The organism is Algibacter amylolyticus (assembly GCF_014202225.1).
In the GTDB taxonomy this organism is placed as follows: Bacteria; Bacteroidota; Bacteroidia; order Flavobacteriales; family Flavobacteriaceae; genus Algibacter_B; species Algibacter_B amylolyticus.
The window spans coordinates 517073-543352 of the sequence record NZ_JACHGE010000002.1; the positions used below are offsets into that span (position 1 = coordinate 517073).

13 protein-coding genes are annotated in these 26280 nt (G+C 34.2%); 11 read left to right on the forward strand and 2 right to left on the reverse strand.

All coding sequences use genetic code 11. From position 1 onward, the window contains the following. Positions 1 to 12: 12 nt before the first annotated feature. From HNQ90_RS07195 to HNQ90_RS07235, 9 genes are all read left to right on the forward strand, one after another. Positions 13 to 948 (forward strand): family 16 glycosylhydrolase, encoded by a 936-nt coding sequence (locus tag HNQ90_RS07195; protein WP_144117186.1) that lies wholly within the window; start codon positions 13 to 15, stop codon positions 946 to 948. A 426-nt stretch (positions 949 to 1374) separates the two neighbouring features. After that, positions 1375 to 2235, forward strand: a complete 861-nt coding sequence (locus HNQ90_RS07200) for a T9SS type A sorting domain-containing protein (protein WP_172625901.1) — start codon at positions 1375 to 1377, stop codon at positions 2233 to 2235. A 111-nt stretch (positions 2236 to 2346) separates the two neighbouring features. After that, positions 2347 to 6591 (forward strand): Ig-like domain-containing protein, encoded by a 4245-nt coding sequence (locus tag HNQ90_RS07205; protein ID WP_144117188.1) that lies wholly within the window; start codon positions 2347 to 2349, stop codon positions 6589 to 6591. Positions 6592 to 6983: 392 nt separating this feature from the next. Next, positions 6984 to 10067, forward strand: coding sequence for a SusC/RagA family TonB-linked outer membrane protein (locus tag HNQ90_RS07210; protein ID WP_144117189.1), 3084 nt, complete (start codon positions 6984 to 6986; stop codon positions 10065 to 10067). 19 nt (positions 10068 to 10086) lie between these two features. Beyond that, the gene (locus HNQ90_RS07215) at positions 10087 to 11820 is read left to right on the forward strand and encodes a RagB/SusD family nutrient uptake outer membrane protein (protein ID WP_144117190.1); all 1734 of its coding nucleotides are present in this window, start codon (positions 10087 to 10089) and stop codon (positions 11818 to 11820) included. A gap of 12 nt (positions 11821 to 11832) precedes the next feature. After that, positions 11833 to 13419, forward strand: a complete 1587-nt coding sequence (locus tag HNQ90_RS07220) for a hypothetical protein (protein ID WP_144117191.1) — start codon at positions 11833 to 11835, stop codon at positions 13417 to 13419. 304 nt (positions 13420 to 13723) lie between these two features. Next, a complete protein-coding gene (locus HNQ90_RS07225; RefSeq protein WP_144117192.1) occupies positions 13724 to 15019 on the forward strand; it encodes an Ig-like domain-containing protein in 1296 nt (431 codons plus the stop codon). 247 nt (positions 15020 to 15266) lie between these two features. Continuing rightward, positions 15267 to 16460: an HYR domain-containing protein gene (locus tag HNQ90_RS07230; RefSeq protein WP_144117193.1), complete on the forward strand. Its 1194-nt coding sequence runs from the start codon at positions 15267 to 15269 to the stop codon at positions 16458 to 16460. 252 nt (positions 16461 to 16712) lie between these two features. Then, the gene (locus HNQ90_RS07235; protein WP_144117194.1) at positions 16713 to 17516 is read left to right on the forward strand and encodes a T9SS type A sorting domain-containing protein; all 804 of its coding nucleotides are present in this window, start codon (positions 16713 to 16715) and stop codon (positions 17514 to 17516) included. Positions 17517 to 17599: 83 nt separating this feature from the next. Here the strand turns inward: HNQ90_RS07235 and HNQ90_RS07240 are convergent, their stop codons facing one another. Together HNQ90_RS07240 and HNQ90_RS07245 are read right to left on the reverse strand one after the other, a co-directional pair. After that, positions 17600 to 20167 carry a glycoside hydrolase family 2 TIM barrel-domain containing protein gene (locus HNQ90_RS07240; RefSeq protein WP_144117195.1) on the reverse strand — a complete coding sequence of 856 codons (2568 nt, stop codon included), beginning with the start codon at positions 20165 to 20167 and terminating at the stop codon, positions 17600 to 17602. Between the two features lie 235 nt (positions 20168 to 20402). Then, the gene (locus tag HNQ90_RS07245) at positions 20403 to 21272 is read right to left on the reverse strand and encodes a helix-turn-helix domain-containing protein (protein WP_144117196.1); all 870 of its coding nucleotides are present in this window, start codon (positions 21270 to 21272) and stop codon (positions 20403 to 20405) included. A gap of 219 nt (positions 21273 to 21491) precedes the next feature. Between HNQ90_RS07245 and HNQ90_RS07250 the strand changes: the two genes are divergently transcribed. Then, the gene (locus HNQ90_RS07250) at positions 21492 to 24734 is read left to right on the forward strand and encodes a DUF1553 domain-containing protein (RefSeq protein ID WP_144117197.1); all 3243 of its coding nucleotides are present in this window, start codon (positions 21492 to 21494) and stop codon (positions 24732 to 24734) included. A gap of 31 nt (positions 24735 to 24765) precedes the next feature. Then, positions 24766 to 26280 (forward strand): DUF1501 domain-containing protein, encoded by a 1515-nt coding sequence (locus HNQ90_RS07255; RefSeq protein ID WP_144117198.1) that lies wholly within the window; start codon positions 24766 to 24768, stop codon positions 26278 to 26280.

Sequence of the window (26280 nt, forward strand, 5' to 3'; positions counted from 1 at the left end):
AAGGTAAAAGAAATGAAAAATATAAGTTATATAATATTATTATGCGTTTTTGCTTTCTGTTGTGAGAAAGCTGATTCTCCTATAAAAGAAGTTGAAGTTGAAGAGCAGGAACAAACTGATATTGAAGATTCAGGCGATGAAACTGAAGATAAATATATGCTTCCTGAGCAATTACCTATACCAAATGAAGGTAAATTATGGAAATATCAAGATAAATTCTCAAACGAATTTTCATCCGATAAATCATCTGCTGAATTTACAACTAACTGGCAAGATAAATTTTTTAACGGATGGAGAGGTCCTGATAAAACCAGGTATTCCCCTTCTCGTTCCGCTATTAGTAATGGAGAGTTGATATATGAAGCGGCCATAATTAATGGAACTGTGGAAACAGGTTGCATTAGCTCAAAAGAAATGGTTAAATACCCTTTATATATGGAGGTTCGGGCAAAAATAAGTAACTCGCCTTTAGCGTGTGCTGTGTGGATGCTAAGTGAAGATTCTACACAAGAAATAGATAATCTTGAAGCTTATGGTGATGTAACTAACGATTATTTTTCTAAGAGATTGCATTTAAGTCATCATGTTTTTATTAGAAGTCCATTTCAAGATTATCAACCTACAGGTGCAGAAACTTGGTATGCTGATGGTAAAAATACAGTTTGGTCCCAAGATTACCATAGGTATGGTGTATTGTGGTGGGGACCCAAAGATTTGCGGTATTTTGTAGATGGTAAAGAGGTTAGAAGAACTCCAGAGAATCAAATAGACCCAGAGAACTACACAAATGGTACAGGTTTAAATAAGCCTATGTATTTAATTATAAGTCAAGCAGCGCAAGGTTGGAGAGAAAGTAATGGTATTGACTATCTTACCGATCCAGGAGTAACAAACCCTGAAAGAACAAGAAATTATTTTGATTATATAAGGGTTTTTAAACCTGAGTAATTATTTATTGAGTCGTCCTGTAATAGGTTGATAGTTTTAATAAAATTGAATTAAACCAGAGAAGTTAATTTCTCTGGTTTTTTTGTTCCAATTTTAAAAAAAAAAGCAAAAATCATTGCTCTTTAAAAAGATTTTAAGGTGCTTAGGAAATAAATGATTTAAATTCAGAAGGTTTATAGGTGTTATAAACTTTAAAGTGATGGTTTCTTCGTAGACAACTGTGATTTATACAAACTCTTTATTTTTTAAGCTTATTAATTGTGAATATCGCAAAAAAAGATATTGAGTTGTTGTCAAGTTTTACATCTGTAAAATAAGTGTTTTGTCGAAATTTTATTTATTTGTCAAGTTTTGGTCAAGTTTTAAATCATTGATATTGTTGTGGTTAGGTATAAGTTTACTATGATAAAATCTAAATTAACTATTATGAAAAAAATTACATTATTATTCGCTATCCTCGGTTTACAAATCGGGACATTAAATTTAAATGCACAGACAGTTATTCTTGATCAAACTTTTGATGCTACTTATGCCTCTAGTACTGCAAACGGTAAAACCGCTTGGGGACCTAACCAAACTTTAATATTGACTGATTACGCAGATGGTTTTGGTTTTATTAACCCATCAACTGGGTGGAGCAATAGTTCAGTAAGCTCTTGCAGTTGGTTACAAGGTTTTCTAACTCTGGGCAGCCCTGGTAACGGAAATACAACCGCAGATGAAGAGGCTTGGTTTACCTTTACCAAATCAGGGTTAACTATTGGGAACATGTACCAAGTTGAAGTTCCCGTAGTTCGAAAACAAGGTCGCCCAGAGGTAGACCACACATTACATGCGTGGAGTACAACGCCTCCATCAACTAACTTTGCTTCAGCTAATTCTTTATATACTACTACCACTGGGTTAGAAGAACCTGAAGAGCTTTTAACCAAAAACTTTGTAGCTGATGCTACCACCATGACTTTTGGAGTAGGAATTGGTAGAGATGGCACTGTTGATATGTTTAACAAAACGCGAATTTTAAGTATGAAAATAACTGATTTAGGAACTACTTTAAGCACAGACAATGATGTATTAAAAAATAGTTTCACAGTTGTTAAAACAGGAGTTACTTTAAAAGCTATTTCGGGAAATGTTCAAATTATAGATTTATTTGGTCGTTTATTAGCTTCCAAACAGTTAAAAAATAATGAGACACTAAATTATCAATTTAACAATACCTCTATTTATGTGGTTAGACTAACTTCTAATATGGGAAGCCTAACCAAAAAGGTTGTTTTTAAGTAAAAAAAGATGCCCTTTCAATAGCAAAGGATAATACTTAAAAAAAAACGACTTTTTATCAAAATTAAGTAAATAATTTAATTATAAATCTCACATTAAACTAAACCAATAATAATGAAAAGCTACAAAACTATATTGATGTTGCTAGTAGGCATTATTTATTTCAACACAGGAGTATCACAAAACATAATGGTTGATGTGAACTTGAATATGAAACATGCCGTTGATGGTGTTTCAGATTTTGGAAGAGAACGTCGTATGACTATTCATGCTACACCACAAGAATCAGATTGGAGAGGTCATGAAGATATGTTGGATTACTTAATCAATGACCTCGATGTTTACTTTGGTCGTGAAACCGGTGGAGCAACTTGGAAAATGCAATTCGTTGAAGAAGATCCTAATAAATCTGGTTGGGCTAACGAAACTCAAATGATTGAGCATGGTGGTGGCTTAAAGCAATGGTACAACTCAAACGACTTTATTTCCCGCCACCAATATGAAGCTAAATCAAAGGGCATGATTATGGGTATTAATGACTTTTCGCCTATGTATTCAAACTTATCTTGGTATCCTGGTTTTGGTAAAGGTGCAGATGGTTGGTTTGTAAAAGATACAGATGCTGCTGCAGACTGGGTCGCTAATTATTTAGCACATTATTTTGCACAATCAGACCAAGACATTGGGGAACCATTACCAAAGTATTGGGAAGCCTACAATGAACCTGATATGAACTTTATGAATACGGGTTTTGGAATGATAGTATCAAGTCTAGAAAAAAATTGGGAGTATCACAAACGAGTTGCCCAAGAGGTCCGTGCTAAACTCGGTAATAAAGCACCTTTGATTGGTGGGATGACTTGGGGACAATTAGACCTTTATAAACCAGATGGTCTTAACCGAACAGACGGACAATTTTGGTATGATAACTCAAGTGAAGCAGCAGGTTTGTGGTATGATAATATGCTGTCTGGAGTAGGAAGCGGTATTCCAAATCCAGGAATTGGTAATGCTGTATGGCCAAAAGCATGGGATAATACAAAGGACCAATGGTGGCAGTGGGATTTCATGTACCAAGGATTCATTGACTATGCTGGTGCCGATATGGATTTCTATGGAGTACATATGTACGACTGGCCTAGTGCAGACCTTGCTAGAGATAAACAACATACCAGAGCAGGAGGACATATAGAAGCTTTCCTTGATATGTTTGAGTGGTATGACAGTACGCTATTTGGAGACAAAAAAGATATTGTCCTTTCTGAGTTTGGAGCCGTAAGTGGCAATTATATTTTGTCATTGCCAAATGGTGTTCGTGACTGGCCGTTCTTAAAGTCTTTCAACCAAATGCAGATGCAGTTTTTAGAGCGTCCATCACATGTTGTTTACAGTATGCCCTTCGCTCCAACCAAGGCGGTTTGGGGAGCATCTTTTTCAGGTAACAATGTAGTTCGATATCAAGGAGCTACTTTGATGGAGCCACGGGGATCATGGACAGGTGATCCAAATACTTGGACGATGAATGAACCTACTGAAGGTTGGGGATGGAGTAAGATTCTCTCCTTTTTCGAACTTTGGAAAGGTGTGGATGGTACAAGAATTGACACCCAATCAACTGACAATGATGTACAGGTAGATGCATACGTGCTTGATGATCGTGCGTATTTAATCTTAAACAATACACAGGATTTCAGTAAGACCATGAATCTGAATTTTCATGGAGAAGGTGAAAATACTGTTAGTAATGTTGAGTTTCGTCACCTATTTAAAGGAGATGACGGCATTCCAGTATTGACAATAACTCAAATGGCAGATGCACCAAGTCAAGTGACTCTTAAACCAAACTCGACTATTATTTATGAATATTCGTATGACTCAAATATTACTCTAGATGAGGAGTCAAAGGAATCGAAGTATATGTGCGATCCATTAGCAGGAAATGCAACCAACAAGCGTGGTACTCAGCTTTGTCACACGCCTCGACAAACTAGTATTACGGCAACTGTAAATGGTGTTGTTAAGCCAGCAACTGGAGAAGCAATAATTAGAATTGGAGGATTCTTTGATGGTCCTACGGACGGCACATTAGCCGATGGGTCTTCAGGTATAAAAGTAAAGAAGCTTACCGTAAACGGAAATGAAGTTATTGTAGATGCCGATAATTTTGTAGCAAATACACGGGGTTATGGTGTTGGAAGTTGGGGAGGTAGCTGGTTTGGTGTCGTTGAGTTAGAATGTCCGGTTGAATATCTTGTAAACGGACAAAATACAGTTTATTTCGAGAGGTGGCGAAACGTTCAGTTTACAACAGCCATGATTCAAGTGTTTGATATGACAGCAGATCCTGGTCGCACTGATGATACCGCTGTAGAGCTAACCTCAATTTCCTTAGGAAGCGATGCGGAATCATTAATGAACGGAAATACTTTAGGAATTGTACCAGTTTTTACACCAGAAAACGCTTCAAACAAAGGACTAATATGGACCTCTTCTGATACCAATGTTGCAACCGTTGATGAAAACGGTGTAGTTACTGCAGTTGCAGATTCTGGCGTTACCGTTATTACAGCAACAAGTCAAGTGTCAGCGAGTATATTTGATACTAAAACGATAACTGCTATTCCTTATATAGAATCAATAGTTACATCTATTGAGATTTTAGAAGGTAACCAGATTACCGCAGACCAATACGTAAATACACCTTTAACTTTGCAATTAATACCAGAGCCTGAAAATGCACCTGAAATTGAGTGGACTTCAAGCAATGATGCTGTTGTGGAAGTACTTTCAACAGGCAAAGTGGTTGGTAAAGTTATAGGAGGTTCTGCAGTAATAACAGCAAAAGTAAAAGGAACAAATATCTCCGACAATATCACAGTCGATGTACGTATAGCTGGGCAAGAGAGTATATTTACTCGAAATTTACCAGATTATATGCGGCCATTTACCTCAGGAGATGTTTCAGTGCCTATAACAGCAATGGGAGACCGCACAGTAGTAATGGAATTGGTAAAAGACGGTTCTATTTTAGGCTCTGGGTCTTTAAATATTAATGCGCTAGGAGATAAAACAGTAACGGTTCCATATATACTGGCTAGTGAGCCAACTCCTGGTACTGGATACGAAATAAGGCTAACCCTAAAAGATGGCGCTAATGTATTGGATACTGAAACTAAAGGAATTGAAATTATAGACCATATTCGTGTTTCTTCTTTAACTATAGAAGACGGTGTTACTGTGGTACAAGTTGGAGAAACCATTACTCGTATGGCAACTGTTTTGCCTACAGGTGCTTTTAATACGAATATAAAGTGGAGTTCTAGCAATGAAGGAATTGCAATAGTTGATGAAAACACTGGGGTTTTAACAGGAATAGCAGAAGGAGATGTAGTTATTAGAGCTACTTCAAATGATATGCCAACAATTTTTGATGAAGTTACCATTAATGTTCAAGAAGGTGAGGTTATAGTTCCCATTGAGTCGATATCAATACCTTCATCAATAAACTTATTTCCAGGATTGAATAAAACTTTAACTGCTATACTTACTCCTGAATATACAACAGAGACGGATATTAACTGGACATCGGACAATGATATTGTAACCGTAGATCAAAATGGCGTTGTAAACGCAGGACTTACAGATGGTGTAGCTACCATTACAGCAACCTCAGCAACAAATAGTAGTGTGTTTGCTACCTGTACCGTAAATGTAAGTAAAACTATTTATATTGAAGCAGAAACTCTTGTAAACACGGGAGGCTCTTCCGATGGCATGGTGGTAAATCCTGGTGTTGGATTAAACAACAATACTTCTGGAGATTGGGCAGACTACACCGTTAATATTCCGGCTAGTGGTTTATATGAAATTCAATTTAACATTGGCACTCCAAGTACGACAGGAATAGGAGTAAATGTATATGTAGATGGAGTTTTGTTGAACACCACAGATTTATCGGGAACTGGAGCTTGGGAGACATATACCACTCAACCAGGTTCTGGTGTTATTAATATTGCAGAAGGCGCTCATAATATTCGTTTTGAATCTACAGGTGCCACAACTTGGCAATGGAATGCAGATTGGTTTAGTTTAACCTATACTGGTATTTTATCAGTAGGCAAAAAGAACTTAAGTAGTATTTCTGTTTATCCAAATCCTACGTTTGGGGATCTTATAATAGAAGGGTTAAGTGTATCAACAACTATTACTATTTTTAGTATACAAGGTACTATGATACAACAAATGGAGGTAACAGAAAATAGGGTTAATATTAATCTTAGTGACTTTCAAAGTGGGCTTTATTTAGTTAAAGTCAGCAGGGATGGATTTAGCGATTTATTTAAGGTAGTTAAAAAATAATTAATCGTTTATAAATACATTATGTTTTAGTTTGTTAATTAATTATTACAAAATTATACTATTCAACATTTTAAATAGAACCCTTGCACATTGCGAGGGTTTTTTTTAAGCATTAAATTTTACAAAGGTTAACTATTTTATGTTTGATTTTTTTCTTTATAGAAGATTATTAGGTTAATAATTAACATAAAAAAAACATATGTATGACTCTGATTGTATAAATTGCTGTAAATCAACACCTTGCATGGTTGTTTATGCGTAGGTGTCAAGTTTTTGTCAAGTTCGTAAATGTTAAATTAATACACCGTAAAGTTCATGTCAAGTCTATTTTGGTTTGTTGTTTTATCAAATTTACAATATTTGGGTATCAATTTTATAAACTAAATAAACTTATGAGTATTAAACTAACGATTATGAAATATGGGTTGGCGTTTTTGCTGTTTTTGAGTTATGGACTCATGCACAGTCAAAACCTAACTGTTAAGGGAAAGGTAACCTCTGATGGCCAACCTTTACCCGGTGTAAATGTTTTGGTTAAGGGAACAGCCAAAGGAAGTGTTACAGATTTTGATGGTTTTTTTGAAATTAAAGCTGATGCCAATGAGGTGTTAGAATTTAGTTTTATTGGTTTTAAATCTAAAAACATTGCAATAAAAGGAAAAACACAAATTGATGTAGTTTTAGAAGAAGACTTATCTGAATTGGATGAGGTTGTAATTGTCGGCTATGGTACTCAAAAAAAGAAAGAGGTTACTGGTGCGGTTGTAAATGTAAGTTCGGAAGATATTGTGAGTATTGCTACTTCAGATTTAGGATCGGCCATTCAAGGTAAAGTAGCCGGAGTTAATATTCAAGCATCTAGTGGGCGACCTGGTGAAGCGGCTAACGTTCAAATTAGGGGATTGGGATCAATAAGTTCGGGAGCATTAGGACCATTATACGTTGTAGATGGTATTCCTTATGAAGGAAATCCTAATATAGCCCCAGAGCAAATTGATAGTATCGACATTCTAAAGGATGGTGCTGCGGCATCTGTTTACGGAACCAGAGCATCAAACGGCGTTATATTAATTACCACAAAGAAAGGTAAAGTGGGTAAAATGCAGGTTGATATTAGTACGTATGCTGGTGTTCAAAATATTACTTCTGGTACACCTTTAATGAATACAGTTGAACAACTTTATAATTTGGAAGTAACCACTGAATTATTAGGAACAGAACCTTTAACGTTCTTTTTTAATGCAGATCCATTAGATTATGATACCGACTTTGTTAGTGATGTGCAAAACGATAATGCAGTAATTAGAAACTTAAATTTAAACATTTCTGGTGGTCTTGAAAATTTAACTTTAAACTTTGCTACAAATTACTTTGAACAGGACGGTGTTTTAATAAATTCTGGGTTTGATAGATTATCAAATAGATTAACAGGTCAATTTACAAAAGGAAAATTTAAAGCTTTTGCTACTATTGGATACACTGTAGAGAATCGTACTCAGGAGCCATGGTCACTTTATGAATATGGAATTGGTCAGCAACCATGGGCTAGACCGCTAGGAGACATTCCTTCTGTTGGCGAGAATAGTGTGCAGTTGGATGTTGGTAACGAAATTTTTTACAGTTATTTATCACGTCAATTAGATAATGTTGATGAAAGAGAAACAAAGTCTAATAACATAGCACTTAACCTAGAATATGAAGTCGCTAAAGGTTTAAAATACAAAGTAAACCTAGGTAGAAACGAATTTAACTATTTTAGAAAGTTTTTTAGACCTCAATATTTGGCATACACGCGAACAGGCGATTATAATGCTACGGCATCAACACCAAATGCATTGTTAAATGAAGATTATATATTTTCTAAAAGAGAGTCCATTGAGAATATAATAAATTATTCTACCAATTTCGGAAAGCATAATCTTTCTTTATTAGGTGTGCTTTCTTATGAGAAATTTGAAAGAAGAAATTTAGGAGTTGGCGTTATTTTTAGTGATGATGCAAGTAACGATTTACAAACTTTAGGAAGCGGATCGGAAGGTATTAAGCCAACTAGTTATAACGAAAAAACAACACTAAGTGGTAAACTAGCTAGAGTACAATATAACTATGATGAAAAATATTTATTATCTGCAAGTTATAGACGAGATGGATCTTCTAAATTTTCAGAAGTTAACAGGTATGGTAATTTCTTTGGTTTTTCTGCGGGTTGGAATATACATGAAGAAAACTGGTTTAATATTGATGCTATTAGTAATTTCAAAATAAGAGGAAGTTGGGCTGAGGTAGGAAACCAAGGTATTGCACCGTATTTATTTACACCTATTATCGAGTCTGGAATAAACTACCCTTTCGGACCTAATGAAGAGCTAAATTTTGGAGCAATTCAAAGACGTTACGTAGATCCTAATATTAAATGGGAAACCACATTGTCTAAAAATATAGGTGTGGATTTAGCATTGTTTAAAAACAAACTAAACATAACTGCAGATGTGTATCAAAATGATAAAAAAGATATGCTACTTCAAGAGCGTTTACCAGCATCATCAGGTACTTATCAAACTGGCGCTTCGGGAGTTTACGATGTAAAAGTTGTAAATGCTGGTAACATGGTTAATAAAGGGCTTGAAATCGCTATTAGTTATAAGGATCAAATTGGAAGCGAATTAAAATATGGCTTGTCAGGTACATTCACTAAAAATATAAACGAAGTAACAGATTTAAATGGTATTGATAGAGGGTATGCTAATGGTAGACCTGTAATATCAATGGGTAATAATGTTGAATACACAACATTTTTAGCTGAAGGTTATGAAGCTGGAGCCTTTTTCCTTCTGCAAAACGATGGTGTTATTAAAACTCAAGAACAATTAGATGAATATAAAAAGTTAGATTTAAGTAGTTTAAGTACACCGCAATTGGGCGATATGATGTATAAAGATGCCAATAATGATAACAAGGTTGATGATAACGATAGGGTTTACTCGGGTTCAGGACAAGCGGAGTTTGAGGTAGGGTTAGTTTTAAACTTAGATTATAAAGGTTTCGATTTTAGCGCTCAAAGTTTTTATTCACATGGAGCCGAAATTTATAATGGAGCGAAGCTATATGCATACAAAAATGGAAGACATAGAGATTTATTGTACATGTGGTCTCCACAAAACCCAACTGCAGATGTACCCACATTTAGACAAAATGGATTCCATAGTAATGTAAAAGCCGGTTCAGATTATTTTTTAGAAGACGGAACCTATTTTAGAATTAGAGCTTTAACTCTTGGTTATACTATACCAGGTATTACAACTACAGGTATAGAAAAGGCAAGAGTGTATTTAACATCAACTAACCCATTTACATTTACAAACTATTCTGGATATGATCCAGAAGTAGGGGGCGATGGAATATTTACTCGTGGTGTAGACCGTGGTAACTATCCCGTTACACGTCAGTTCATGTTAGGTTTTCAAATAAGTTTTTAAAAAATTAAAATTAATTATTATGAAATTATTAAAAAACATAACTTTTACATTAATTTTTCTTTGTTCGTTTGCATTTGTTGCTTGTGATGAAGATAAATTTTTGGAAGAAATTAATCCGAACGCGATTACAACAGATACCTTTTGGAAGTCTGAAAGACAGTTTAATAGCGCGCTAACAACCGTTTATGGTGCACTTCAATTTCAAGGCATAAGTGGTGGTGATTTACAATATGAATTTATTTTAGGGGATATAGCAGGAACAGAATCTTGGTATAGACCACAAGCTTTTAGAAGTTTAACTTTTAATGCGGGAATTTATCATGTTACTGATAAATGGAATGAACTTTATGTTGGTATTTTTAGAGCTAATCAAGTTATTCAATATATTCAAGAAGCAGATGATAATGTGTTTACTGGAGATACAAAAAATCAAATAGAAGCACAAGCACGTTTTTTAAGAGCATTCTTTTATTTTCAGTTAGCTCATACTTACGGTGGTGCGGTAATTCATGATAAAGTTGCCGAAACTAAAGAAGAGCTTTCTAAACCTTTTTCTAGTATTGATGATGTTACAGACACTATTATTATTCCCGATTTAGAATTTGCACAATCAAATTTACCACAAGTTTGGAATGGTACAGATAATGGTCGTGTTACTTGGGGAGCGGCAAGAACATTGTTAGGTAAAGTATACTTGTATAAAAAAGAATGGCCAACAGCAGTAACGGTTTTAAAGAGCGTTATCGATTCTGATGTGTATTCATTAACCAGAAATATTAGTGATAATTTTGGTCATGAAAATGAGTTTAATGAAGAATCTATTTTTGAAGTAAATTACTCGTTCGATTTATCTGCAGGAGCACCCGGAAATGCTGTTGATGATACTCCAAATCAAACAGGAGCAGAATCATCCACTATGGCTACGGCTGTAGGGCAACTAAATTACGGAGCTTTTAATACCATATTGCCTACTTATAACTTGCATGAAATGCTTGTTAATGATGAAGTAGATGTTAATAATTCTATAAACGATGATAACTTAGAATCTAGAAGAATGAACGCTACCATTGCCGTTCGAAATATGGAAGGAACGTATTATAATTTAGAATCTTCAGAAGTTAAAGGTTTTGGATTTGGACAAAGTGCATACGTTAAAAAGCATTCAAATTGGTATCATTTAAGTGCTGAGCCTGCCTTATCTAGATCGGGTATTAACTTTAGGCATATGCGCTATGCAGACGTATTATTAATGTATGCAGAGGCTGTACTTATGGCAAATTCAGATTATGAAACAGCCATAGATTATATTGACATGGTAAGAAGTAGAGCAGGTGTTATTACTTTACAACAATACATGGACGAGAATAGTGGTATGTTCCCACAATTGCATGTTAGTAAACAAGTACATGGTGCTCAACCCATGGTACCTGCTAATGCAGCAACAGTTTTAACACATTTGCAACGTGTAGAGCGCGTTGTTGAGTTATGTTTTGAAGGCCATAGATGGAAAGATTTAGTACGTTGGGGTATTGTTCAAGAAGTATTTGATGAACTTAGAGCAGATGAAGTTTGGAGAGAAGAAAATAAGGAAACAATTTTAAATGTTGGTTCTGGCGGGGTAGCACCATTATTTATAGTTGAGAGAATTAGACCAGATTTTGTTCAAAGTGCAGCTAATTATAAGGCAGCCCAACACAATTATTTCCCTATACCAACTCAAGAAGTTCAAACCAACGATAGTTTATTTAATTAAAAAAAACGAATTATGAAAAATATAGGAATTTTTAAGCTTATTCTCTTCATGGCACTAGTATTAGTTGCTTGTTCCGAGGAAGAGTCGGTTAATTTAGTAGAGCCAAGTCATAGAGCTATTGTAACTTCAGAGATGAATTTTGATAATACAATTAATGTTGGAGGTCATATCGATTTTGCCGATATTTCTCGAGGTGTAAAATCTAGAACATGGACATTTCCAGAAACTGTTTCCAAAATATCTGGAAGCGACACAAATACATCTTCAGAAGATGTTGTTAAAGGATTTTTCTACACCCCAGGAGAATATAACGTAACGTTAAATCAGGTGTTTAAAGGGGATGTATACCCAAATGAAGATAGTGCGATGCCTAACAATAGTAGAGAAATTGATACTACAATTGTAGTAACTGTACTTGGTGCGGTCGAGGCCTCTATAAAAGCTCATTATATAAATGATGACGGAAGTACAGGTGATGAATTAACTTTATCTGATAATGCTGAAAATGAAATTACAGCGAGTAAAGCAATAAGATTATCTTATACTACGGAAGGAGGACCAATTAGTTTTGTTTGGAATTTACCAGGTGCTAAACCAATCCAAATAATGGATGCGGCTCCAGAGGTAGATGTAAAATATAGCAAATTAGGTTCTTGGGATTTGCAATTTATAACCTCAAGAACTAGACCTGGAGGAGCAGATACTATTAATGTTAAGAAATTCATTAAGGTTATTCCTTCTACCGAACCTGTTACATTGGATAGAGTTTTTGAAAAAGAAGCTCAAACAAAAATAGGATTAGAGTTTAGTAGAGAAATGGATCCTGCAACCGTTAATAAAAATAATTTTTCATTAACAATCGAAACTGCAGGTGGGGCTGTATTAAAACCAGTAATACGTAGTGTACTTGTAGATTCTGAAGAAGGCAATATTTTAATTATTGAATTGGATAATGAAATTATGTACAATGATGATGTTGTAAAAGTATCTTATATACCAGGAAATTTAGGAACACTAGATGCTGTTGCTTCTGATGCATTTACCGATGCTGTTTTAACAGATTTTATAAAAGAAAACTTGTTTGAGGATCCAGATTTTTCAAATATTGATAGTTCATTTGAAAAATCTGAAGTTAGCAATTGGCCATATCTTTGGTGGGGTGCACCATGGGATGGGTATAGCATGAGTTTTTCTTTTGATCAAGCACATTCCGGATCAAAAAGTATGTACTTAGAGTTTGATCCTAATGGAGGAATGATTATTGGAAATACAGACGCAGATGGTAATAATATCACATTCCCTACAGAAAAAGGATTTAAATATGAAATGGGAGCATGGATTTATGCTGTAGATGTTGGAACTCCTGTAACATCTAACATTAGAATGTTTTGGAGACCTTCTACAGATTGGGGTGTACCAGATAACCCTGCTTTTAGTGCTACTACTCCAATAGGAGAATGGTTTTATACATCAGTTGTTGTATCTTTTTCAGCAGATGGAAATGAGAGTTTTATGATAAGAGGGCAAAATGTTAATTCTGAAACGCTTAAGTTTTATATGGACGATTTAGCCTTATATAAACTAACAAGTAGACCTTAAAAAGTATTATAGTTAGTCATTCTTAAAAAGGGAGAGTTTATTTTTAAACTTTCTCTTTTTTAGTTGTAAGTAGTAAAAAAGCGAAGGAGGCATTTTAAAATCTTGGAATTGTAATTTTCAATCTTATAAATTAACAATCAAGGCTAATGGGCTGAAAATATTTTTTTTTAAGATGTTCAGTTTATGTCAAGACAGAAAAACTTTAAAATTATTACTTAATCAATAGTTTTGATTTCTATAAATAAGAATAAATTATATGTAAATGAATTTGTTTCAAGTACATATAATAAAACTCGAAAATAAAATGATAGAATTAAATTTTTTTAGTAAAAAAGTGTATTTGTTAATCCTTACACTTAATTTATGCTTAACAAGTTGTAGTAGTAACGATTCAAAATCAGATGATTTAGTTGAGGTTGTTAACTCTAAACCTACTGCTAATAATGATGAGTTAACTGTTGATGAAGATAGTACAGCAGGAGTTTCAAATCAAGTAAATGTTTCTACAAATGATGATATTGGTAAAGATGGAGGAGATGGAGATGATTATAAGCTTGAAACTGACGCAACCAACGGTACAATTACCGAAATAAGCGATGGTGTATTCGAATATGTACCAAATGCAGATTTTAGTGGTGTTGATAGTTTTACTTATACCATTACAGATCAAGATGGAGATGATGATACGGCAACTGTAAATATTACGGTTAATGATGTTGTTGATGGACCTACTGCCGAAGATTTTAACAACATTGACCCAGCACAACCATCTTTTACATCTATAGACAACACAACACCAGATGGAAAAAAATGGGTGAAGTTAGAAAGTATGTCCGACGAGTTTGATGCATGGGATGGTAATAAATGGTTTAAATCTACCTGGAATTATGGTGTGCCTGTTTTCATGACTTCCGCTGCTACCAACTCAGGAGTAACAGATGGTAACCTATGGATAAAAGCGACATTAAACGAAAGTAATCCCGAAAATAGATGGTTTCAAACCGCTAGAATTCATTCAAAAGCCGAAACAAGTTATCCTATGTATACCGAGGCTAGAATAAAAGCCGCTCATATTTCAGCATATAATACTTATTGGTTAAATAATGGAGATATTAATAATAGAGATGAAATTGATATTATTGAAAATAATTCTAAACCTTCTTGTTTTGGCTGTTCTCAGGCAACAGATTTTCCTAACCAAATGAATTCGCAATATTTTCATGCCGATTCCAGTAAATCTCCGGTAACGATTAGAGATGAAGATAATTATAACCGTTCGGGGTTATCAGATACTAATCCCTTAAAAAATGTAAAATGGAATGAAGATTATCACACATTCGGGGTTTGGTGGAAAGATGCTAAACACATTCAATTTTATTTAAACGGAGAACCAGCAGGAAGTGTTGAAGTTGGAGAAGATCGATCTGGGCAAACTTACACCGATAGAGTGTTTACAAGAGATTTAGAAATTATTTTCGATTTATGGACAAATGAAGCTGTTTGGGTAGGTGGACTTCCTCCAAAATCTGATTTAGGAGATAATACTATAAACACCATGAAAATTGATTGGGTTAGAACATGGAAATTAGAAGATGAATAACACATTGATTACGGAATGTAAACACGATAAAAAGTCTTTTATTTAATATCATGTTAGGCGTAATTGTAAATTTTAGTTTAAAAACTTTAAAATTTATAATTACGCTCATTTTTTTTAATGATAATAGTGGTTTACCAAGGTTTAGTGATAAATTTTAACTGCATAGAACCATTTGTTATAGTTTGAAATACATATGAAAAGTCGATTTTTCTAAATGAAGACTAAGTTTGTAAAAAAAAATAAACTTATGTTTCAAAAAATAGAAAAATATACACTTTTGGCACTAACATTAGTTATGCTTACAGCATGTAGTAGTGGAGACTCAGATGAAAATGAAGAAGTAGCTCAAGTAGATAAAACAAACCCATCAATAACTTGTGAGTCTTCTATTACTGTTTTTATTGATGCAGGAAAAAATGTAGCAACCGTTAATTATGCCACACCTGTAGGTACGGATAATTTACCTGGTACAGTTACCGAACAAACGGCTGGTTTAGCATCTGGGGCATCATTCCCAATTGGTACAACAACAAATACTTTTGTAGCCACCGATAAAGCAGGAAATACTGCTACATGTAGTTTTGATGTTGTTGTTACGGAACCTTCGAGTAATAAGCCTTATGCTGTAGCAGACGGTGTTGAGGTGCCTACCGGAAAAAAATGGGTAAAAGTAGAAGATATGTCAGATGAATTTGACGGTACTACTTTTAATGATAATAAATGGCATAGATATCCTTCATCAGATGGATTTAGTTGGATAGGAAGACCACCTGCATTATTTGAAGCGGATAACGTAACAGTAGCTAATGGTAATTTAAATATTACTGTTGAAAAATTTGACGCTCCAAAACGTGTTAATGGTATAGATTGGACTCATGGTGGAGCTATTGTGAGATCAAAAATTACAGCTAAACCAGGCTATTATTACGAATGTAAAATGCAAGCCAATAAAACAATAATGTCCTCTACATTTTGGATAGCTTTTAAACAAAATTGTAATACAGGACCTGTTAGAAAACTAGAATTAGATATACAAGAATGCGTTGGCCGACTTACAAATACAGCAGCTTGGGCAGATAATTTTGATCAAATATATGCGTCTAATACATGGAGGCATGAAAGGGATTGTGATACAGAAGTTACAGGCTCTAAGCAAAGCCCAGCCAAAACTATTTTAACCGAAAAAAATAATTCAAGGTACTTTGTTTATGGTTGCTGGTGGAAATCGCCAACAGAAATATTGTTTTATTTAGACGGAAAATTAAGCCATTCAATTACAAATCCTCCAGCCGATTTTGATTTAGAAGGCCATATTACAATGGCTATTGAAACCTATGATTGGAATCCAATTGATGCGAATACTATTTTCGAAACAGCCTCTTTTGATGACCTAACTACAAAATATGATTGGGTAAGAACATGGAAGTTAGAAGATGAATAATAATATAAAAACCAAATATGACTAGATATTAAATATCTACTTTAAATATAAAATTTAGTTAGTAGTTTTAGTTAGTTTTTTTTGTTGTAAAAATCGTCTGAATTGGTTCAGGCGATTTTTTGTTAGTATTAATATGGCGCTTTACATTGTAAAGTAGAATAAACATATGTAGTGTTCTAAAAACCATTCATATCACTGTATTTTATTATAAATCAGGAGTTTTGTAAACATATTAATTTAAACAACTATATTATGATTAAAAATTTACTTGTTACTACCTGTTTAATAATAGGTGGTTTAGCTCACGGGCAGTATTCTATGGACTTCGAGTCTGGAACTCTATCTCCAATTGTTAGGGCAGGTGCAGCAGCACAAGCCACCGCTGTTAATGCCTCTAACCCTTCAACTACAGATATAAATCCTAGTGCAACGGCTTTTCAAATTACTTTAACAGATACAGCTCCAGCATGGAGATGGTTGGCTATTCAAAACCCTGGAGGAACTTATGGAGTAACTGATGGAACTTGGTGTAAATTTAAAATTTTATCGACTAATGAAACCGCGGTAGATGTACAGTTAGAACCTTGGTTTGGAGGTGCTAGATATTTAACAAATACGGTTTCACTTTCTGGTTTAACACTAAATACTTGGTACGAAGTTGAATTTAATTTTGAAGAAGCGGTAAAAGAGTCCGATAATAGCATTCTTGCAGGAACTGAGCCAGGATATTTATCAAGACTAGACATTAAACTTAATGCCACAGGTACGTATGACGGTGATGTATTTTATATTGATGATATTACGCAAAATGCAGCAATGACTTTAAGTACAGTAAAATCAAAAAAAATAAATGATCTTGCAGTATATCCTAACCCAACAAATGGGAAAGTAAATATTGTTAGCCCCGGTGTTACAGTTGAAAGCATTAAAGTATATAATGTTATTGGCGCTTTGGTAAGTACTTCTGCCGATTTAACAAATCTTGTAAATGGAGTTTACTTTATGAAATTAAATACCGATGCAGGAAAGGTTACTAAAAGGATAGTTAAGCAGTAAGGATTTTAAACATCACAAAAAAAAACGAAAATCAACTTGATTTTCGTTTTTTTTTGTATTTAGTTTTAATGTAATTAAAAAGCTTAATTTATACTTACTTTAATTGAGGTAGAAGGCAAACCTTCCGATTTAGCTATAACTTCTATATCATCTGCTTTGTCCATAGCTTGTATAATTAATAAAGTGGTCCCGTTATAGGTTGTATTCACGTTAGTTTGAAATTTTTGAACACTCTTTTTCCATCCATTATCAATGCCTAATAATTTGGCATTTCCTTTTATTTCATAAGTAATTTCTTTGTTATCCGTTTTAATAGGATTACCGTTATCATCAGTTAATTGTACAATAATATGCGAAACATCATAATTGTTGGCGTTGATTGATTTTTCTTCTGTAGAAAGGTTTATTTGTGTTGCCTTTCTTGCTGTAATTATTTCAGAAGTTATTTCTTTTCCGTCTTTAATGCCTTTTGCTATTAACTTACCATCAGCAAAAGGAACGCCCCATTTGTAAATGTGGTCTTCAAAATCTGATAATTTCTTTTTACCAAGAGGCTTTTGATTTAAAAACAACTCTATTTCATCACAGTTAGAATAAATTTCTACTGATATCATTTCGTCTGTATTATAATTCCAATGTTCGTTTACGTCTTGCCATTCCCAAAGTGCATGCTTCCATTTTTCAGGGTTTTTAGCAGTGATTTTGCCGTTAGAATCTATTTTATTTAATGATTTTTCAATGTTCTGAGTAGCAATATGAAGGTGTGGTTCGTTAGTCCATAATGTTTTCATCATATGGTACGATCCTTTTTTGAATCCAGCAGTATTTAATAAACCAGAAGGTTGAACACGAACAGGCCAAGGCGATCTAATTTCACCCATATAATCTATACCAGTCCATAAAAATGTTCCAGAAATATGAGGGCGTTCCATAATGGCTTTCCACTCGTGGTATTGTGCTAAGTTTTCGGTACCCATTATAGGTTTATCTGGGTAGTTTTTATGACCATAATCGTATAAAACACGTCTGTAACTATAGCCAATAACATCTAAAGCGTCGGCATATCCAGATAAATGACTAGCAGAAGGTAAAATAAAGTTTGCCGTAACAGGACGTGTTGTATCTAGAGCTTTAGTCCATTTTGAAAGTTTTTGCGCTGTTTCGCCTATATCATATTTTCCTCTAGGTAAGGTTTCTAGTTGATGCTTAATTTCTTCAACAGAATATGGAGGTTCATCCCAAAAATAATTTCCATTCCAGTTCATATTGTTAAAAAATCCGGTTGCTGCAGCATTCCTTGGGTAGGTCCATTCTATTTCGTTTCCAATACTCCATTGAAAAATAGAAGGATGATTTCTGTGACTTAGCATTACAGCTTCTAAATCTTTATGAGCCCATTCTTGAAAATGTTCACCATAACCACGGGTAATATAATCGGTGCTTTTAGATTCGTTTTGGTTTAGACGTTTGTCTTTTGGGTTATCCCATTCATCAAAGAATTCATCTTGAACTAAAAAGCCCATTTCATCACAAAGGTCTAAAAGCTCTGTTGATGCAGGGTTATGCGAAATTCTAATGGCATTACAACCTCCATCTTTCAAAATTTGCAATCTGCGTTTCCAAACACCTTTTGGCACTGCGGTGCCAACAAGACCAGCATCGTGGTGTAAACAAACACCTTTAATTTTCATGTTTTGGCCATTTAAAAAGAAGCCTTTATTTGTGTCGAATTTAATGGTTCTAATTCCAAAATCAGTTTTGTAAGTATTAATATCTTGTTCCTCTTTTATAATGGTAGTTATGGCTTTGTAAAGATTCGGGTTGTCAATATCCCATAACGATGGATTAGCTATTTCAATATTTTGAGTAACATTTTTTAAACTATTCGCTGCAAGACTTAAGTTGCTGCTAGTCGAGGCAACTTCTACATTACTTTGATTAACAATACTTGTTTTTACAACAACATGTTCTTCTGAAGAAAAATCGTTTTTTACAGAAACTATTATTTGTGCTGTTGCTTTTTCAGTTGAAACTTCTGGTGTGGTAACAAATGTTCCCCAAACCGGAACGTGTATTTTGTTAGCTGTAATAAGCTGTACGTTTCTGTAAATACCAGCGCCTGTGTACCAACGACTATCGGCATATCTAGTATGATCAATTTTTACGGTTAGCACATTGTTCTTTCCGTTTTTATTTAAATACGAACTTAAATTAAAATAAAAAGGAGAGTAGCCATAAGGGTGGAATCCTAATTTTTTACCATTAATCCAAACTTCAGAATTGTTGTAAACGCCATCAAAAAGAACATAGGTAACTTCGTTTTCGTTAAACGGTTTATCAAATGTTTTTCTATAATAACCATAACCTTTACTTGCTAAGTAGCCGGTTGCCTTGGCATCGTTAGCTAATAAAGAATCGAATTTACTTTCTACCGCCCAATCATGTGGTAAATTTAGTGTTCTCCAATTTTCATCATTAAATTCGGGAGTGTTAGCTAGAGAAATACTATCATTTGATAATTTAAATTTCCAATCAAAATTAAAGTCTTTAATGTGTTCTGTAGCAAGTTTGTTGTTTTCTGCGGGCTTGCAATTAAATAAAGCTATACCTATAAAAACGTATAGAATGGTTTTTAGATTTTTAAATTTCATTTTTTAGTTTATTTTGTATTAGTGATTTTATTAGAATTCTTTCAGGTCAATTAATACAACATTAAGGAGCGTCTTTGTTAGCAGGTTTATACTTTTTACAACTTAATTGGAGTAAATTAAATACTGCATTTACAAAGCAACTTGTAAAGTTTAAAAGTAAAGTTGTTTGTTAAGTTGATACATAATAAATGTATTGTTTTATAACACATTTGATTATTATATTAAATAGTGTTTATTATATGGTTACTTGCTCTTTTCTAAACGCAGCGGGTGTTTTTGTTGTATGTTTTTTAAACGTTCTAGAAAAGTATGCTAAATTTTCAAATCCAACTTTTTGAGCAATTTCTTTAAGTGAACTTGATGTGGTTAATAACAGTAATTGTGCACGCTCTATCCTTTTCGATTGTATATATTTATTAGGTCTAATACCGTGAGTTTTATAAAAAAGTCGTGAGAAATAATCGGTGCTATAATGGCACTTGTTAGCCAATTCATCTATAGTAATTTGCGTATGTAGATTTTCATTAATATAGTTCTGAATTAGGTAAATTGCTTTGTTTGGAGTAACCTGGTCTTTATTTATTTTGTGGTTGGTTATAAATTTTGACAATAAAGTGGTTAATATTCCTTGGGTTTCTAGTAACTCTTTGGCGTTTAACGTGTCGTTTTGTTTAATAAAATCTTGTAAAGTTGGTCGATTGTCGTACGTTTTGGGGTTACTGTTTTTTATTTTTCTGTTATTATTTAATTCTACTAGCCGTTCAAAATAGTAAAGACAGTTTTGGTCTGCTTCAATTTCATATTCAAAATCTTTTATACCGTATATAGAAAGTCCGTTATTGATATCTTCTAAAAAACTTATGTAGTATTGTTCATGATAATCTTCGCAGGTATATCGAGCATAAGTGTAACTTGGTACTAAATAAATATGGTTTGGTTTTAAATTAAAAACCTTATTACTATGGTAAACTTTTGCAGAGCCTTTTGTTATATAATACATACGAGTAAACGGGCTGATTACATTATCAAAATCCCATAAAGCATTTAATTTGGCATAACCGGTATTAAGTAATGTTAATCTTAAAGACTGAAAAACTTTTAGCATGTTTTTATGATTAGTTTAATTACTGATTTGTTTACAAGAGACTCTTTTCAAAATTACACCAATTCATTCATAAAACTACAAATAATAAGCGTGTTTTATACTTGACAATAACTGAACATATCGGAAATGTGTATTTTTAAGACTGATTTATACAGTTTTAACGGAAATGTAAAATTTATCTTTGAAAGGTCAACTAATTATAATTTTATGTTTAAAGGTATGAGTTTTTACACCCTGATTTTGGGGGTGTTATTTATGTTTTCTTGTGGCGGACCAGATTTGCCGGAAGCTGTTTATGTAGCTTATACAGAGCTACCAAAAAGCATAGATTTTAATCAACATGTTAAACCCATTTTGTCGGATAAATGTTATTTGTGCCATGGGCCTGATGCTGGCAATATTAAAGGAGGGTTACAATTGCATACAGCAGATGTGGCCTATGCGGAGTTGCCAGAATCACCAGGTAAAGTAGCTATTACACCCGGGAATTTAGAAAAAAGTGAATTTTTTCATCGTATTATTTCCAATGATCCGGATTTAATTATGCCAGATCCCGGTTCTCATCTTACTTTAACCAATTATGAAAAAGCAGTGCTCATTAAATGGATTGAAGAAGGAGCAGAGTATAAAGAACATTGGGCCTTTTTAAAACCCGAAAATCCAGAAATTCCTAAGGTTAAACAAACCGCTTTTATATCAAATCCTATTGATAATTTTGTGGTTAAACAATTAGAGAATTTTAAATTATCACCTTCAGAAATAGCAGATAAAGAAATTTTATTACGTCGCGCTTCTTTCGATTTAACAGGATTACCTCCAACTTTAGAAGAATTAGATGCTTTTGTAAAAGATACATCGCCGAATGCTTTTGAGAAACAAATAGACCGTCTTTTAGCATCGCCTCATTATGGTGAACACATGACTTTGGATTGGATGGATCTTTCGCGTTACGCAGATACACATGGGTATAGTAATGATAGATATCGAGATACTTCGCCCTGGAGAGATTGGGTTATTGAGGCCTTTAATAAAAATATGCCTTATGATGAGTTTGTTACCTGGCAATTAGCAGGCGATATGTTCGAAAATGCGACGCGAGAGCAAAAATTAGCAACAACATTTAATAGATTACACCCTCAAAATCTTGAAGGAGGTATTATTGATGAAGAGTTTAGATCGGAATATGTAGCAGATAGAACCGCAACTGTTAGTCAAGGTTTGTTAGGTTTATCTTATGCTTGTGCTAAATGTCATGACCATAAATACGACCCGATTTCTCAGAAAAACTACTTCGAAATGTACAGTTTTTTCAATAATGTAGACGAAACGGGATTAATTCCGTGGGATTTGGCAACACCAGTGCCTGCAATGATGCTTCCTACTAAGGAACAAGAAGAGGTTTTAGCTTACTTAGAAACTTTAGTAGACGATTCCGAAGAAAAAGTAAAAACAACAACTAGTAAAGAAAAGCCTAAAGCCGAAAAATGGATTGCTAGTAATCAATTCAAAAAAATACCATCAAAAAAGCAACCTAATGGCTTAGTTGCTGCATTTAATTTTGATAATGAAAAACTTATCAATTTAGCAGGTGGTAATGGGCAGAATAAAATAAGAATGCGTCAGCAATTTGTTGATAACGAAAAGGCTATTTATAAAAAAGGAGCAAGTGGTAAAGGTCTTTTTATGAATGGTGATACTTGGTTAGATTTAGATAACATTGGTATTTTCCAAAGAAGTCAACCTTTTAGTATTGGCATTCAGGTATACATTCCTAAAGACTTAGAAACAGGCGTAATTTTTCATAAAATGAATAGTCCTGAACTGCATAGTTTTAGAGGGTATCACTTAAAAATTAAGGATAATAAAATAGAAGCCTTATTAGCGCATGTATATCCTGATAATGCTATTGTTGTAGAGTCGCTGAACGATGTGCCAAAAGAAAAATGGGTGCAATTAACCATGACTTATGATGGTTCTAGTAAAGCAAATGGCGTGTCTATATTTATGGATGGAGAAAAACTACAAACAAAAACTGTGTTTGATAATTTATACAAAGACATTGTTTTTCATGGTTTAAGATTATACGGTAAGGATAGTCCGCGTCTAGAACCTGGTTTACGTATTGGAGCAGTTTGGAGAGGAAAAGGAATTAAAGATGCTACTATTGATGACCTTATGGTATTCAATAAAGAATTAACAGAAATTGAAGTTTTGCAAATTGCAAACCCTGATAATTTAGATAAAATTAAGCAAAAGAAATTAGCCGATTTAAATGAAACTGAAAAAGAAAAATTAGCTGAGTATTATTTAGCTAATAATTCTGAAGCTTATAGCTCTGCGCTTAAAGATTTAGAACAAAAGCGTTTGGTATTAGCAGATAGTATAGATCCTATTAAGCAAATTATGGTGATGAAGGAGAGTAAGCTTAATAGACAAACCTATATTCTAGATCGTGGTAATTATGATTCTCCTACGGATAGTGTTTTTCCAAATGCTCCCGAAGATATATTTCCTATGACGGAAGATATGCCTAAAAATAGATTGGGGCTTGCTAAATGGATTACACATAAAGACAATCCGTTAACAGCTCGAGTAACAGTAAACAGGTATTGGCAAAATATCTTTGGTAGAGGACTTGTAAAAACGTCCGAAGATTTTGGAAACCAAGGTGAGTTACCAAGTCACCCAGCATTATTAGATTGGTTGGCTATTCAATTTATTGAATCGGGTTGGGATGTAAAAGCTTTGCATAAAACTATAATGATGTCTAGCACCTATCAACAAAGCTCTGTAATTACTGAAGCACTTTTAGCAGTAGATGGAGAAAATAAATGGTTGGCACGAGGCCCATCAACCAGATTATCTGGAGAAATGCTTCGCGATAATGCCTTATATGCATCCGGATTATTAAACACTAAAATAGGAGGGGAAAGCGTAAGGCCATACCAACCAAAAGGTTTATGGAAAGTAAGCGGTGGTACTTATGTGCAAGATGGAGAAGAAGGTTTGTATAGACGCAGTATGTATACCATTTGGAAGCGTACAGTGCCAAACCCAACAATTTCAATTTTCGATGCGCCAACAAGAGATTTATGTTCTACACGTAGGCAAAAAACAAATACACCACTTCAAGCTTTAGTAATTTTAAACGACCCTACTTACATAGAGGCTTCTAGAGTTTTAGGAAAACAAATTACAGAAGCCGATGATTTAAAAACGGGAATTACTAGTGCTTTTAAGAGGTTAACTGGACGCCAAATTACGAATGAAGAATTAGATTTATTAACTGCGTTGCAAAAAGAGGAATTTAAAAAATTTGACGCTAACCTAGAGAAGGCAAAAGGATGGCTCCAAACTGGTGCTTTTCAAATTGCTGAAACAGATAATAAAGCTCTTATTGCTGCAAATGCGGTGGTAGCAAGTACTATTATGAATGCTGATGCTAGCATAACTAAAAGATAAAAAGCTAAACTCTAAATAAAGAAAAGACATTATGTGTAACGATCACCACAATAAACTAACATCTAACAATAGAGATTTACAAAAAATTGAACGGCAAATAGACCGAAGACATTTTTTAAAGAAAACCTCTTTAGGCCTAGGTGCCATAGCGCTAAGTAGCTTACTTGGGGCAGAAAAAATGTTTGGTGCTACAGGCAGCAAAACTAAGGAAGATATAATTCTAGAGAACTACAATAAAAACAGACTGGGCTTACCACACCATCTCCCTAAAGCAAAACGTATAATTTACTTATTTCAAAGTGGTGGACCTTCGCAAATGGATTTATTCGATTATAAACCAAAGTTGGTCGATATGTTTGGTAAAGAATTGCCAGAGTCTATTATTGGCGGGCAACGTTTAACAGGGATGAGTGGCAGCCAAAGTACCTTGCCAATTGCACCGTCTACATTCAACTTTAAACAATATGGCAAATCCAAAGCGTGGGTAAGTGATGCTATGCCTTATTTATCTGAAGTTGTTGACGATTTATGTTTTATGAAAGGTATGCAAACCGATCAAATTAACCACACACCGGCTATAACCTTTATGCAAACTGGACATCAATTACCAGGTAGACCATCAATCGGTTCTTGGTTAAGTTATGGTTTAGGGTCCGATAATGAAAACCTTCCAACGTTTATTACACTAGTTTCAAAAAATGGTAAAGGGCAACCGTTAAAAGCAAGTTTATGGGGTAATGGTTTTTTACCAACAGAACATCAAGGTGTACAATTCAGATCTGGTAAAGACCCGGTATTGTATTTAAGTGATCCTGAAAATTATGATGGTAATGATAGAAGACACATGTTGGATTATCTTGGAGGATTGAACGATATTCAAAATGATGCTTACGGCGACCCTGAAATTCAGGCAAGAATGTCTCAGTACGAAATGGCATTTAAAATGCAAACTTCTGTTCCGGAAGTAGCCGATTTAACTGATGAGCCAGATCATATTTTTGAATTATACGGTAAAGATAGTAGAGACCCTGGAACCTATGCTGCAAACTGTTTAATGGCTAGAAAGCTATTAGAAAAAGGAGTGAAATTTGTTCAATTATATCACCAAGGGTGGGATCAGCATAATAACTGTCCAGGTGGCTTAAAGCATCAATGTAAAAAAACAGATCAAGGTACAGCTGCTTTAATAAAAGATTTAAAGCAACGTGGTATGCTAGATGATACCCTTGTAATTTGGGGAGGCGAATTTGGAAGAACGGTTTATTCTCAAGGTCAATTAACAAAGGAAAATCACGGAAGAGATCATCATCCAAAAGCATTTACAATGTGGATGGCTGGAGCAGGTGTTAAGCCTGGGTTTTCTTATGGAGAAACAGACGATTTTAGCTATAATGTGATAAAGGATCCTTTACATGTACATGATTTTCATGCAACATTAATGCATCTGGTTGGTGTAGATCACGAGCGTTTAACCTTTAAACATCAAGGGCGACGATATCGATTAACAGATGTTCATGGTCATGTTGTAAAAGATTTATTAACCTAA